This is a genomic window from Solirhodobacter olei, from assembly GCF_004010155.1.
In the GTDB taxonomy this organism is placed as follows: domain Bacteria; phylum Pseudomonadota; class Alphaproteobacteria; order Rhodobacterales; family Rhodobacteraceae; genus Solirhodobacter; species Solirhodobacter olei.
In genome coordinates this window covers 24,846-38,059 of the sequence record NZ_RRYH01000005.1, presented here as the reverse complement: position 1 = coordinate 38,059, position 13,214 = coordinate 24,846, and the positions used below count along the sequence as shown (strand labels likewise).

Below are 13,214 nucleotides of genomic sequence, written 5' to 3'. Positions count from 1 at the left end.
GGGCGGGGCCTGCCATGAGATGGATCAAGCCCGGTGTGGGCCGGCCTATCCCTTCTGGTACGAGCCGATAACGTTCTTGGCATGGCGGTCCGGCTCCTCCGTCGCGCTCTCGGCCAGGCCGGTGCGGTAGAGCCGGGCATGGACCGCCTGCTCGACGGAGCGGAAGACGCGCTCTTCGCCGAAGGCCTCGAGCAGCCCGGTGCGGCGGGCGGCGATCTCGGCGCGTTCGTTCTCCAGCCGGGCGAGGGCGAGGTCGAAGCCCCGGGCGCGGAGGCCCACAACCGTCTCGGCCAGGATGCGCGCGCCGGTGAAGTCGATGCCGATCACGCCCTGCGCCTCGATCACGATCAGCCGCAGTTCGGGCCGGGCCCGGGCCACAGCTTCCTCGAGGCGGGAGGAGATCAGCCGGGCGTTCAGGAAGCTCAGCGGCGCGCCGAGGGCGAAGACCAGCGCGCCCGGCTCTGTCTCGCCCAGTTCGCCAGGGCCAAGGGCCCACCAGATCGTCGTGCCCGGCACGCGACGGAGCTCTGTGCAAGTAGGCCGCGCGATCAGGTAGAGCGCATGGGCGAGCGAAAGGAGGATGGCGAGCCAGACGCCCTGGTTGACCGGCAGCAGGATCACCAGCAGCGCCGCCGCGGCGACGAGCGACAGTTCCGCGGGGCTCTGCCGCGCGATCCGGCGGATCGTGCCGGGGTGGAGGAGGTGCAGCCCCACCATCAGCAGCACCCCCGAGAGCGCCGCCTGCGGCAGCAGCGCGAAGGCCCCGGCGCCGCCAGCGACAAGCGCCACGGTCAGTGCCACCGCGATCAACCCGGAAAGCTGCGAGCGGGCGCCCGCGGCCTGCAGTGCCGCGCTGCGGGGCGGACTGGAGTTGACCGCGAAGCTCCCCAGCAGCGCGGAGAGGATGGAGCCCACGCCGATGGCGGCGAAGTCGCGCCCGGGCTCGCCGCCGCCTCCACGCAGGGATTGGCGCACCGCCGCCGTCTGCATCATCACCACCAGCGCGATGACGCCGGAGAGCGGCAGCAGCGCCTGCACCTCGGCAAGGTTGGGCAGCCGCAGCACCGGGCCGGGGACGTTGCGGGGCAGGGCCTCCAGCATCGGCACGCGGAGCTGGAGAAGCGGCACCGCTGCGGCGGAGAGCGCCAGCGCGATCAACGGTGCTGGCAGGTGGCGGCGAAGGCGCATCGTGGCAAGGCTGAAGGCCGCCGTGCCAAGCCCGAGCGCGGCGGTGGCGGGGTCGGCCTTCGGCAGCTCGACGGCGATCTGCAGCAGCCGGCGGGGCAGCGCCTCGGTCGTGACGGGGATGCTCAGGATCGTCGGCAGCGCGCTCGCCATGATGTGGACGGAGATCCCGGCGAGAAAGCCGGTTGTCACCGGCACGGAGAGGAGGTCGGCGATCCAGCCCAGCCTCAGCGGCCGCGAAAGGATCAGCGCGAGGCCGGTCAACGTTGCCAGCATCCCGGCCAGGGCGGCGTAATGGGCAGATCCCGGCACTGCCAGCGTGGCGAGCGTCGCGGCCATGATCGGCGCGATGGTGGAATCCGCCCCGACCGAAAGGGCGCGGGTCATCCCGAATGCGGCGAAGGCCAGCGTGCCGGCGGCGAAGGCGACCAGGCCCGTGATTGGCGGCAGCCCCATCAGGCGCGCGGTGGCGAGCTGTTCCGGTACCGCGATCGCCAGCAGCATCAGCGCGGCCACGACCTCTCCCGGCAGGCTGGCCAGCGTCAGGCGGCGCAGCGTTGGGAAGATCAGGCGTGCCGGCGTCGTGGCCGGGGCAGGTCGGTCGGTGACGGTCATCGGGCTCCCGTCGGCTGGGACAAGCGATGCTACGCGGTTTTCAGGCCTCTGGGAATTGGCTGAGTGGCGCGGCGTACAGTTCCGGACCGAAACAGCGGGCGCCGGCCATCTTTACTCCAAGTGATGGATTCCCTGCGCACCTGAGCTGCCGCCGTCCCCGTACCCCGCTCAGAGCTCGACGCTCTGGTGCATGCGCGGGATGATGACCTTCGTGCCCTTCAACTTCGCGGCCAGCGCGCTGGTGGCCTTCTCCTCTCCATGCACAAGGAAGGTCGTCTTCGCCCCGGCCCCCTTCGCCCAATCCAGCAGTTCCTGCTGGCCGGCGTGAGCGGAAAAGCCATTGATCGTATGGATCCTGGCGCGCACCGGCACCTCGTTGCCGAAGAGCCGGATGGTTTTCGCCCCATCGACGATGATCCGCGCCAGGGTGCCCTGCGCGGCATAACCGACGAAGAGGATCGCGCTATCCTTGCGGGAGAGATTATGCGCGAGGTGATGCCGGATCCGGCCCCCGGTACACATGCCCGACCCGGCCAGGATCACCGCGCCCGAGACACGGTTCAGCCGGGCCGAGCCCTTGGTGTCATGGACCAGTTGCAACCCATCGGGTTCCAGCGGCTCGCGATTGGCGGCGAACATGGCGCGCAGTTCGTCCCGGAAGCCCTCGGGGTGGCTCTCGTAGATCTCCGTCGCGGTAATCGCCATCGGGCTGTCGAGGTAGACCGGCAGGCCGCGCGGCAGTTCTCCCGACCGCTCGCCCTGATGCAGGAAGAACAGGATCTCCTGCGCGCGGTCGAGTGCGAATGTCGGGATCACGGCATTCCCGCCATGGCGGATGGTGTTGCGGATTGCGGCGTAGAGCTCCTCGATTGACGCGTCCAGGGCGCGGTGGTCCCGGTCGCCGTAGGTGGTCTCCATCACGATCGCATCGGAGGGCGGCGCGGGGACCGGGTCGGGCAGAAGCGGCCGGCCGGGCGAGCCGAGATCACCCGAGAAGGTGATCGACCGGCGCTTGGCGCCTTCCTCCAGCTCCAGCCGGATCCAGGCGGAGCCGAGGATATGGCCGGCCTCGCCAAAAGTCGCGGTGATGCCGGGGGCGATCTCGATCGGCTTGCCGATCTTCGCGGTGCGACCGAAGCGGTCGAAGGCGGCCATCGCGTCCATAGTGCCGTAGACTGAGGGCGGGTGGCGGCGGCCGGGGTGGCGGGCGGCGCGGTCCGCCTCTTCCTCCTGCAACTTGGCGGAATCCATCATCACCAGCCGGGCGAGATCCCGGGTGGCGGCGGTGGTGACGATCTCTCCCCGGAAGCCGCGCTTGGCCAGAAGCGGGATCCGGCCGCAATGGTCGAGATGGGCATGGGTCAGCAAGAGCGTATCGATCGCTGCGGCGTCGAAGCCGAAGGGATCGGCGTTGTCCTCCTCCAGCTCGCGCGAGCCCTGGAAGAGGCCGCAGTCGATGAGCACCCGCCGGCCGGCGCATTCGATCAGATGGCAGGAGCCCGTCACGCCCCCGGCCGCACCGTGAAAGGATATCCGCATCGGCTTCTCCCTGTCCTGCCTGCCCTGCCTGTCGCCCGTCCGGCTCCGCCTGCTATCCGCCCGAAGCAGGATCGCTCCGCGCCCGCTCGGTGATGCCGAATGGGTCGGAATGGCCGCGGCGGGTGGGGAGCGTGATGTCGGTTGGACTCATGCTCTGGCGCCTCCTCCGGAGTGGAGTTGCCGCGAGCCTAGCGCGTTTACCAGAAGCTGGGAAGCGGTGCGACCCGGTGTCGCCCTAGGTCCGAAACAGCGGGCGAAGCCCGCCGGGCCAGCGCCCGTCCACCCGAACGGATGGGCGCTTCTGGCGAGTCAGCGCCCGGCGCACCGAAGGGGTTCTTTACGCCATAAACGGACAGATATTCATCGCCACAAGCGCCCACCCGTGGACCGGCGCTGGCCCTCCTCTGCAAGGGGGGCCAGCGGGTGCGCATTCATTGCGCGCCTTGTCGGGGTCGTCCCTCAGGCCCACTCGCCCTTGCGGAAGACCGGGGTGTGGGTGCCGTCCTCGGCAATCCCGTCGATGTCGATCTCGTCCGAACCGATCATCCAGTCGATGTGGATGACCGAGGAGTTGCCACCCTTCGCCGCAACCTCCTCCGGCGACAACTTGGCGCCATCGACGAAGCATTTCGAATAGCACTGGCCGAGCGCGATATGGCAGGCAGCGTTCTCGTCGAAGAGCGTGTTGTAGAAGAGAAGCCCCGATTGCGAGATCGGCGAGGAATGCGGCACCAGCGCCACCTCCCCCAGCCGCCGAGCGCCCTCGTCGCTGTCGAGCACCTTGAGGAGGACCTTTTCGCCCTTCGAAGCAGAGGCCTCGACGATCCGGCCGCCCTCGAAACGCACGGCGATGTCCTCGATCAGGGTGCCCTGGTGCGACAGCGGCTTGGTTGCGCGCACGGTGCCTTCCACCCGACGGGCATGGGGGGTGGTGAAGACTTCCTCGGTCGGGATGTTCGGGTTGCAGATCACGCCGTTCTGTGCCGGTGCGGCACCGCCGTTCCACTCGTGCCCATCGGCCAGGCCGACGGTCAGATCGGTGCCCGGGCCGGTGAAATGCAGGGCCGAGAAGCGGTGCCCGTTCAGCCAGTCGGTGCGCTTCCTGAGCTCCGCGTTATGCGCGGCCCAATCGGCGACCGGATCTTCTCCGGTAATGCGCGAGGCGGCGAAGATCGCCTCGGCGAGGCGGCGAGTCGCCTCCGCTTGGGGCAGGTCGGGAAAGACGAGCTGGGCCCAGGCCGGGTTCGGATAGGCGGTGAGGTTCCAGTTGATCTTGAACGTCACGATCTTTTCCATCGCGGGCCGGTAGGCGAGCGAATTGGCCTTGTTGGCGCGGGCGACCTTCTCCGGGTCCTCGGCCGAAAGCATCATCGGGTTGTCACCGACCACAGCCATCCGGGCGGCGTTGGCGCCGAAGGCTTCCGCCATGCCGTTGTAAAGCCATCCGGCAGCGCGGTCGAAGCTGGCATCCGATCCTTCGCGGAACCGGGCGAGCGTAACCGCCTCGTCCGAGATCAGTGGGGTCACCAGCCCGGCCCCGGCGCGATAGGCATGATGCGCGATGCGGCGGACGAAGGGCAGCGCGCTGGAGGGCGCGGTCATCACCAGGTCCTGCCCCTCCTGCAGGTTGAGACCGACGCGGACGGCGACCTCGGCGAGGCGGTCGAGCATTTCGGGGTTGATCGGGTCGGTGGTCATGGGGGCCTCGCTCCTTGATTTGCTGCGGAGCTTAACGGGCCGAAGGGCGAGGTCAATGCGGGCCCCGGGGGCGCAGCAGATGGGCGGCTGCCCCAGCGCAGCGGGCTTCCCCGGGATATTGGGGACAAGGCAAATGGAGCGTCGGGGTCAGGTGCCTCTGGGCTTGGCGCGGGTGGTGGGGTCGGCCCGGGTCGGATCCTCGGGCCAGGGGTGGCGGGGGTAGCGGCCGCGCATGTCCTTCCTGACATCGGCATAGCTCGAGGCCCAGAAGCCGGGCAGGTCCATCGTCGTCTGAACCGGCTTCTGGCCGGGGGAGAGGAGCGTGATGCGCAAGGGCAGGCGCCGCGGGCCGATGGTCGGATGGCTGGTGACGCCGAAAAGCTCCTGCAGGCGGAGCGTGATCGAAGGGGCCTCGCCATCGTAGTCGATCGGGACACGGCGGCCGAGCGGGGTTTCGAAATGCGCCGGCGCAAGGCGGTCCAGGGCTTGCTGCTGGTCCCAGTCGAGCCGTGCGCGAAGCGGGTCGAGAAGGTCGATCCGGGCGAGGTCCGCGGCGCTACGGCAGGTGGTGAGATGGGGGGCGAGCCAGTCCTCCAGCGTGGCGAGGAGGCCCGCGTCAGAGCAGTCGGGCAGCGTTGTGCCCTCGGAGCGCAGAAGCTCGATCCGGGCGCGGAGGCGGCGCGCGGCGGGCGAGAAATTCAGCGCCTCGAGGCCCAGATCGCGGACGCCCTCAATAGCTGCCCGGGCGATGGCTTCGGGCGGGGCCTCGGGCCAGGTTCGGTCGTCGAGCGCGATGGCGCCCAGGACCTCCTGACGCCGGGCCGTCACGCGGCGCTCGCGCTTTGACCACTCGCAGATCTCGCGGCCGTGGATCAGCGGCGCGAAGAGGGCGCGGAGGGCGGCTTCGGTGATCGGGATCGCCTGGCGGATGCGGGCCTCGCGCGGATCGCCATCAAGATCGGTCGCGACGATCAGGCGGCTACCGGCCAGCGGGTCGGCGGCGTCGAAGACCGCTCCCTTGCCGCCCGAAAGAAGGTAGCGCGGCGCCTCGCCCGGGCGGCGCAGGCCGATGCGGTCGGGGTAGGCAAGGGCCGCCATCTCGGCGGGCTCATGGGCGGGCGCGGATCTCGGCGCGAGTGCGGCAAGGCGGCGGGCCTCGGTTCGGATTCGCTCTAGCGCGTCGCGATCCGGCTCCCACGGGTGGCGGGCCGCGTAGCGCTTCGGATCGGCCAGGGCCTCGAGCCGGAGCGTGAGGTCGGAGGGCGCCGCGCGGGGCAGGGGATCGCGGTCGGCCAGAAGGGCTGCGAGCGGGGCGGCGGCGGGGCCGGCGGTGATCAGCATATGGCCGAGGCGGGGGTGAAGCGGCAGGGCCGCGAGCGCCCGGCCATGCGCTGTGATCGCCCCGGCCGCGTCGAGCGCGCCGAGCTCCGTCAGTAGCGCCCGCGCCTCGGCGAAGGCCCCGGGATTGGGCGCTGTGAGGAAGGCGAGGCCCTCGGCCTCCCGCGCGCCCCAAAGTGCGAGCTCCAGCGCGAAGCCCGTGAGGTCGGCGGTTTCGATCTCTGCCGGGGGGAAGGCGGCGAGTGCGCCCTCCTCGCCCTTGGTCCAAAGCCGGTAGCAGAGGCCTGGCGCGGTGCGGCCAGCGCGGCCACGGCGCTGGTCTGCCTCAGCGCGCGTCACGCGCTCGGTCACCAGCCGCGTCATGCCGGAGGCGGGCGAGAAGCGGGCACGACGGGCGCGGCCGGCATCGACGACCACCGTGACGCCGTCGATGGTCAGCGAGGTCTCGGCGATCGAGGTGGCGAGCACGACCTTGCGCCCCTCTGCGGCCGGAGAGATGGCGGCACGCTGGTCGGCGAACGCCATCGCGCCGTAGAGCGGGCGGAGCGTGCAATCGGCCGGCAGGCGATCCTTCAGCAGCGCCTCGGTGCGACGAATCTCGCCCTCGCCGGGGAGGAAGGCGAGAAGGGAGCCTTCGGTTTCGGCGAGCGCGCGGAGGATCAGCTCGGCCACGTCCGGCTCCAGCCGGGCCCCTGGGCGCAGGGGCGCGTCGAGCCAGCGCGTCTCTACCGGGAAGGCGCGACCCTCCGAGGTGACGGTTGGTGCGCCGATCAGGGCCGCGGCGGGTGCAGCGTCGAGCGTCGCGGACATCACAATCAGCAGCAGGTCGGGTCGCAGTGCGCCGCGGATCTCCTGCGTCAGGGCGAGGCCGAGGTCGGCATTCAGCGAGCGTTCGTGGAATTCGTCGAAGATCACGGCGCCGATGCCGTCGAGTCCGGGATCGGACTGGATCATCCGGGTCAGGATGCCTTCGGTCGCGACCTCGATCCGCGTGGCGGCGGAGGTGCGCGCCTCTCCCCGGATGCGGTAGCCGACGGTCTGGCCCGTCTTTTCGCCAAGGGTTTCGGCCATCCGCTCGGCTGCGGCGCGGGCGGCGAGGCGCCGAGGCTCCAGCATAACGATCCGGCCGGGGGCGAGGTTCGCGTCGAGAATCGCAAGCGGCACCCGCGTGGTCTTGCCGGCGCCTGGCGGGGCCTGCAGCACTGCCGTGCCGCCCGCCCGAAGGGCCTCGATCAGCTCGGGCAGGGCCGCGTCGATCGGCAAGGGGGTGGGCGCGCTCGCCACCGGCCTAGCGCCGCTTCAGGCTGGCCGCGCCGTAGATCGAGGACATGTCGATCTCCTTCACCTCCACCTTGCCCCCGCCGGTCCGGTCGTAGCTCATCCGGAACGGGAAGACGGGGTGTTTCATGTCATCGGCGGAATAGCCCGCGACCCGGCGGTACTCGCCGCCGCAGGCCAGCGTGCCGTCTGGCCCGTCCGCCGGCCAGAGGGTGAGGCGGGCGCGGCGGACGCCGTCGTAGATCACGGTGGAGCCCTTGCAGGCCTCCACCACCGGCATCTTGCGCAGCGTGGCGTAGATCGCCGTTAGCGTGTCGACACTGCCGACCTGCTTGGCCGGGTTCACCGCAAGCGAGCTGAGCTCATGTTTGGGAACCTGCACCGGCGCCGAGGGGACGCCGTTCGCGAAGGTGATGGTCTGCACCTTCTGGTGCCTGCCGGGATTTGTGGTCAGCACGTAGCGCTCGGGCCGAAAACGGCCGCCTTTCACGGTGCCGCTTACGGTCGCGTCATACTCGACATGGCGCACAAGCGCGGCCAGCCCGGCGCTCCGGAACCGGCCGTTGACGGCGTAGTAGTCGCCCGCCTCCACCCCGGCGAAGACCAGCACGCCGACGCGGAAGCCCTTGACGTAGAAGTCGTAGACCGCCTCGTCCCGCCGCTCCTGCGTCGGGGCGGCCAGCACCTGGCCCGCTGCGAGGCAGGCAAGCGAGGCCAGGATCAGGGAACGGCGAAGCGGCATCGGCGGGCACGGGCTTGGGATGGGTCGGGCTGGACATACACTGCCTGCGCGGGGCAAGAAAGCCCGGGCGCGGAGCGCCGGACTGACAATCCCGTCAGGCCATCAGCAGATCCGCGCCGGTGGGCCGGGAGTGGGCGATGAATCTGGGCGAGTTGGCCAAGGGGCTGCGGGCCGGGGACCGGCGGGCGCTTGCGCGCGCCATTACGCTGATCGAAAGCGGCCGGGCCGACCACCGCGCGCAGGCGCTGGACCTGCTCGCCCGGCTCGGGCCTCAGGGCGGCGCGCTCAGGATCGGGCTTTCGGGCACGCCCGGTGTCGGCAAGTCGAGCTTCATCGAGAGCTTCGGGACAATGCTCACCGGGCAGGGCCATCGTGTGGCGGTGCTGGCGGTCGATCCCTCTTCAAGTCGTTCAGGCGGCTCGATCCTGGGGGACAAGACGCGCATGGAGCGGTTGGCGCGCGATCCGAAGGCCTTCATTCGGCCCTCGCCAAGCCAGGCGCAGATGGGCGGTGTCGCCAGGCGCACGCGCGAGGTGATCCAGCTCTGCGAGGCGGCGGGCTTCGACCTCGTCATCGTCGAGACCGTGGGCGTCGGCCAGTCCGAGGTCATGGTGGCGGGGATGACCGATCTCTTCACCCTCCTTCTTGCGCCGGCGGGGGGCGACGAGTTGCAGGGCGTCAAGCGCGGTATCATGGAGATGGCGGACCTCATCCTCGTGAATAAGGCTGACGGCGACCTGAAGGCGGCGGCAATCCGGACCTGCGCCGATTATGCGGGCGCACTGCGCCTGTTGCGCCGGCGACCGCAGGATCCGGAGGGATTTCCGAAGGCGCTCACGGTCTCTGCCCTGGCTGGCGAGGGGCTGCAGGCCGCATGGGAGGCGATGGAGGATCTTGCCGAGGGGCGGCGCGCTTCGGGGGCGCTGACGGCGCAGCGGGCCGAGCAGGCCCGCGGCTGGTTCGAGGAGGAGGTGCGCCAGGGCCTTCTTGCCCGGCTGGAGCGCGACGCCGGTCTGAAGGCGCGGCTTGCCGCGCTCGGGGCGGAGGTCGCGGCCGGGCGGGCCAGCCCCTCGGCCGCAGCGGCCGAGGTGCTGGCGCAGCTCGACTGATCAGTCGGGCAGGCCGATGTCGCGCCGCAGGTAGGGCGGCATTGAGGCGAGGTACCGCGCGATCCGGCGGGCCTTGGGATCGATCAGCCAACGCCAGAGCGCGGGATGGGTGGCGGCCTGTGCGGCTTCGGCCCGTTCGGGGCGGTCATCCAGGCTGGGACGCGGCAGGATTGGGGCGGAGCAGTCGGTCCGGCGAAGGGCGATGGTCATTTCAGCCTCCTTTCGGGCTGTGCCTCGGGGAGAGGTCGGGAGTGCGTGAACCCGGCTGGCGCCGGGGATCAAAGATCGCGCAGGATCTCATGGCGCAGATCCTCGGGCAGACGGGCGAGCGCCCGCCCCACCGCCGGATCGTCGCGGTCACGCGGGCCTGCGGCGCGGCGCGGCGCGGGCGAGGGATGGCGCAGATGCAGGCGCTGCCATAAGGGAAGCTGCGGTGCGGTGTAGGCGATTGCGGTGCGGGTCATCGGGGTTCTCCTGGAAGAATTTCTGCAATATATTTAGCAAATGGGCCTCCCCCGGACCAATCGAACCTCGCATCAAGGCATAAGCTGAATTTATCAATGGCACGCCAACCGCTTCCCCCGCTCGCCGCCGTCCGCGCCTTCGAGGCTGCGGCCCGACATGGCAGTTTCACCCGCGCCGGTGAGGAGTTGGGGATGACCCAGGCCGCCGTCTCCTACCAGATCCGGCTGTTGGAAGAGCGGGTCGGCGGCCCCCTCTTTAAGCGCCGCGCGCGGGGGGTGAGCCTGACGGCGGAGGGCGCGCGCCTGGCGGCGCGGGCGGGCGAGGCGATGGACATCCTGCGAGAGGCATTCGCCGAGGCCCGCAAGGTTTCGGACGAGGTGCTGGCGATCTCCTCCATCGCCTCCTTCGCGATCCTGATGCTGGCACCGCGGCTGGGGAAGTTCCAGCTCGGCCATCCGGGGATCGGGGTTCGGGTGGATATCGACCACCGCAGCGTCGATCTGCTGGCCGGCGAGGCGAGTATCGGCATCCGGGCCGGCCGGGGGAATTGGCCGGGGCTCAGGGCCGATGTGCTGATGCCCTCCATGCTGACGGTGATGATGAGCCCGCGCTTTGCGGCAGAGCATGGGCCGTTCGAGGCGCCGGCCGATCTCCTCCGCGTGCCGCGGATCGATCCGGACGACCCGGGCTGGGGTTTCTGGTTCGCCGCCGCGGGGCTGTCCGAGGCGCCTTCAAAGGGGCGGGTCCTGTCCTCGCTCGGGACCCAGGCCCTGACGGTGGAGGCTGCGCGGGCAGGGCAGGGGGCCTGCCTGCTGACGCCGCTTTACTTCCGGGACGCCCTGGAACGGGGCGAGCTGGTGCAGCCCTTTGACATCCTTGCGGCCGAGGATATGTCGATCTGGCTGGTCTATCCCGAACGCCGACACAACGCGCCGGCCATCCGTGCCTTCCGGACTTGGCTGCTGGGCGAGATGGCTGCGCTCGGCGCGGGCGTCGACACTGCGCCCGATCCGGGGGCGGAAGGGGCACAGGGTGCTTGACCTCTGCCGGGAATCCCCCTACACGGCGCCGATGGAATTCGGCGCGCCGCCCTTAGCGGTGCCCTCTCGCGTTTGAAGAACAAGGAAGAGCACGATGTCGCGCGTCTGCGAACTCAGCGGTAAGGGCCCGGCGACGGGGAACAACGTCAGCCACGCCCACAACAAGACCCGGCGGCGGTTTCTGCCGAACCTGAACGATGTGACGCTGAGCTCCGACGTGCTCGGCCAGTCGTTCAAGCTGCGGATCTCGGCCTCGGCCCTGCGCACGGTGGACCACCGTGGCGGGCTGGACGCCTACCTCGCCAAGGCGAAGGACGAAGAGCTTTCGCCCAAGGCGCTGAAGATCAAGAAGGAAATTGCAAAGGCCCAGGCCGCCGCCTGATCGGCAGCCCTTGGCAATGGGAAGGCCCCGCCCCGGCGGGGTCTTTTGTTTTGGATGCTAGGGTATGCCCCTTGCCCGGATGGGCGGGCGCTTCCGTCCGTCGCGTGACGAGATACGCCACCGACATCGCGGTCGCGAACAGGCGCGCGGAACTCCGCACCCTGCGCCATCAGGCGGCGTGGTTCCGGAGTGTCCCATCCTGCTCGCCCCATATGCGATTGCCGACGCCTTCAGCCAGACCGATTGCGCCCGCATCCTTGCGCTGGCCGCCGAGGCACCGTCACGCGCGGGCGGCCTCGTCGGAGGGGTGGCGAATGCCGACCTGCGGCGCGCAGAGCTTGTCTGGCTCGACGATTGCGCCGGGGCCGAATGGGTCTCCGACCGGCTCGCCCAGATCGTCGCCCAAGCCAACCGCGAGCACTTCGGCTTCCAGATCGAGGATTTCGCCGAAAGCGCCCAGCTTGCCCGCTACGGGGCGGAGGCTCTGGGCCATTTCTCGTGGCATTCAGACATCGGCGCGGGACCGGTGGCGCAGCGGCGCAAGCTGACGCTGGTGGTGCAGCTCTCCGCGCCGCAGCACTACGACGGCGGCGGGCTGGAGATCTGGCCTGATGGAAGCCGGCAAGAGGCCGCCAGAACGCTTGGCGCGGCGGTCGTCTTCCCGTCGTTTACGCTGCATCGGGTGACGCCGGTCACCCGCGGGATGCGACAGTCGCTGACGATCTGGGCGCATGGGCCGGCCTTCCGCTAGCCGACGCTGCCCGGATCAGCCGCCGCAGTAATGCTCGGCCGCGCTGCCGAAATTCGTGTAGCGCTGCCAGAAGGAGTTGTCCGCCGCCGAGTCGGAGGCGCGCACGTCCTGCGCCCGCTGCGGATTGGCGAAGAACCGCGCCGCGCGGCGCTGGTCAGAGCCGGCCAGAGTCATGTCCGCAACCCGCTGGATGCACCCGCAGAGCGCCGCAGAGCCATTGCCGGTATCGGACCGCAGACAGGCCCGCTCGATCGGCCCGGCATGCGCGAGGGTCGTGGATACGATGGCCAGGACCACCGCCGTAAGGATGGATTTCATTGCCGCCTCGTGTTTCGCCGCGGGGTGAGCCCCGCTGTTGCTGCTTCGATGCGGCGAGTGTGCCAGAATCAGCCCTGTTTTTCAACGTGGGCAGGGCGGATTCCGGCTGCGGCGCCCCGTCTCGGGGCGCCGGTCTCATGCGTCCGGGGTCAGGCGGGCTGGGCCGGATAACCTTCCTCGGCCAGGGCTGCGATCAGGGCCGCTGCGGGCGCCGTGCTTTCGACCGAGACCGTGCGCGCCTCCAGATCGACCGCCACCTTGGCGCCCGCATCCTGCGCAGCGATCGTCTTTTCCACAACGGCCTTGCAATGGCCGCAGCTCATGTCGGGAACCGAGAGTTTCAGCGTCTGGGTCATGGCCTGTCCTTTCCAAATGACGGGTCCGAGGGTTTGGTGTGGATATGGGGCTTCCAGCAAGGGGAAGGTCAAGCCCCGCCGGCACGGCCCGCCTCACCAGACGATGCGGAACCCCGACAGCCCCAGCGGCGTCTCTACCGCCTCGGCCGCGACATCAGAGACCCTGGCATGGGGCGGCCCCTCTGCCAGCTGCGCCCGGAACCGCTCCAGCGTCGCCTCCGGCCCATGGGCCAGCGCAAGGACCGCGCCATCGGCCTCGTTTTTCACCCAGCCCGCAAGGCCCAGCCCCCGCGCGGCCTCGCAGGTCCAGGCGCGGTAGCCCACGCCCTGCACGCGGCCCGTGATGCGAAGGCGCACCGTCCGGCTTTCCCGATCACTGTCCATGCCGGAACTCTATC

The 13,214-nt window shown here is 70.1% G+C and carries 14 protein-coding genes; 4 read left to right on the top strand and 10 right to left on the bottom strand.

The genetic code is table 11. The annotated features are described in order from the left end of the window. Nucleotides 1-45: 45 nt before the first annotated feature. From EIP85_RS04345 to EIP85_RS04325, 5 genes are all read right to left on the bottom strand, one after another. A complete protein-coding gene (locus tag EIP85_RS04345) occupies nucleotides 46-1,800 on the bottom strand; it encodes a SulP family inorganic anion transporter (RefSeq protein ID WP_127900937.1) in 1,755 nt (584 codons plus the stop codon). Between the two features lie 168 nt (nucleotides 1,801-1,968). Next, entirely contained in the window at nucleotides 1,969-3,339 is a 1,371-nt protein-coding gene (locus EIP85_RS04340) for an MBL fold metallo-hydrolase RNA specificity domain-containing protein (RefSeq protein WP_127900936.1), read from the bottom strand. Between the two features lie 459 nt (nucleotides 3,340-3,798). Then, nucleotides 3,799-5,037 (bottom strand): aminopeptidase, encoded by a 1,239-nt coding sequence (locus EIP85_RS04335; RefSeq protein ID WP_127900935.1) that lies wholly within the window; start codon nucleotides 5,035-5,037, stop codon nucleotides 3,799-3,801. 147 nt (nucleotides 5,038-5,184) lie between these two features. Continuing rightward, nucleotides 5,185-7,659, bottom strand: a complete 2,475-nt coding sequence (gene hrpB / locus EIP85_RS04330; protein ID WP_127900934.1) for an ATP-dependent helicase HrpB — start codon at nucleotides 7,657-7,659, stop codon at nucleotides 5,185-5,187. Nucleotides 7,660-7,663: 4 nt separating this feature from the next. Further along, nucleotides 7,664-8,395, bottom strand: coding sequence for a DUF3108 domain-containing protein (locus EIP85_RS04325; RefSeq protein ID WP_127900933.1), 732 nt, complete (start codon nucleotides 8,393-8,395; stop codon nucleotides 7,664-7,666). A 137-nt stretch (nucleotides 8,396-8,532) separates the two neighbouring features. On the opposite strand from EIP85_RS04325, the gene meaB reads away from it, so the two are divergent. Next, a complete protein-coding gene (meaB, locus tag EIP85_RS04320; protein WP_127900932.1) occupies nucleotides 8,533-9,504 on the top strand; it encodes a methylmalonyl Co-A mutase-associated GTPase MeaB in 972 nt (323 codons plus the stop codon). Here the strand turns inward: meaB and EIP85_RS04315 are convergent, their stop codons facing one another. Continuing rightward, nucleotides 9,505-9,714, bottom strand: coding sequence for a hypothetical protein (locus EIP85_RS04315; protein WP_127900931.1), 210 nt, complete (start codon nucleotides 9,712-9,714; stop codon nucleotides 9,505-9,507). It abuts the gene before it with no gap. A 68-nt stretch (nucleotides 9,715-9,782) separates the two neighbouring features. Continuing rightward, a complete protein-coding gene (locus tag EIP85_RS04310; RefSeq protein WP_127900930.1) occupies nucleotides 9,783-9,968 on the bottom strand; it encodes a hypothetical protein in 186 nt (61 codons plus the stop codon). 96 nt (nucleotides 9,969-10,064) lie between these two features. Between EIP85_RS04310 and EIP85_RS04305 the strand changes: the two genes are divergently transcribed. The 3 genes from EIP85_RS04305 (at nucleotide 10,065) to EIP85_RS04295 (ending at nucleotide 12,142) form a co-directional block, all read left to right on the top strand. Continuing rightward, nucleotides 10,065-11,009 carry a LysR substrate-binding domain-containing protein gene (locus EIP85_RS04305; protein WP_127900929.1) on the top strand — a complete coding sequence of 315 codons (945 nt, stop codon included), beginning with the start codon at nucleotides 10,065-10,067 and terminating at the stop codon, nucleotides 11,007-11,009. Nucleotides 11,010-11,103: 94 nt separating this feature from the next. Beyond that, on the top strand, nucleotides 11,104-11,391 hold the full coding sequence (gene rpmB, locus EIP85_RS04300; protein WP_127900928.1) for a 50S ribosomal protein L28: 288 nt from the start codon (nucleotides 11,104-11,106) through the stop codon (nucleotides 11,389-11,391). 178 nt (nucleotides 11,392-11,569) lie between these two features. Further along, entirely contained in the window at nucleotides 11,570-12,142 is a 573-nt protein-coding gene (locus tag EIP85_RS04295; RefSeq protein WP_241559888.1) for a 2OG-Fe(II) oxygenase, read from the top strand. A gap of 15 nt (nucleotides 12,143-12,157) precedes the next feature. Here EIP85_RS04295 and EIP85_RS04290 read toward each other — a convergent pair whose 3' ends face one another. The 3 genes from EIP85_RS04290 to EIP85_RS04280 form a co-directional block, all read right to left on the bottom strand. Then, nucleotides 12,158-12,460 (bottom strand): hypothetical protein, encoded by a 303-nt coding sequence (locus EIP85_RS04290; RefSeq protein WP_127900927.1) that lies wholly within the window; start codon nucleotides 12,458-12,460, stop codon nucleotides 12,158-12,160. 149 nt (nucleotides 12,461-12,609) lie between these two features. Beyond that, a complete protein-coding gene (locus EIP85_RS04285; RefSeq protein WP_127900926.1) occupies nucleotides 12,610-12,816 on the bottom strand; it encodes a heavy-metal-associated domain-containing protein in 207 nt (68 codons plus the stop codon). Between the two features lie 93 nt (nucleotides 12,817-12,909). Then, nucleotides 12,910-13,200 (bottom strand): acylphosphatase, encoded by a 291-nt coding sequence (locus EIP85_RS04280; protein ID WP_127900925.1) that lies wholly within the window; start codon nucleotides 13,198-13,200, stop codon nucleotides 12,910-12,912. Nucleotides 13,201-13,214: the final 14 nt, after the last annotated feature.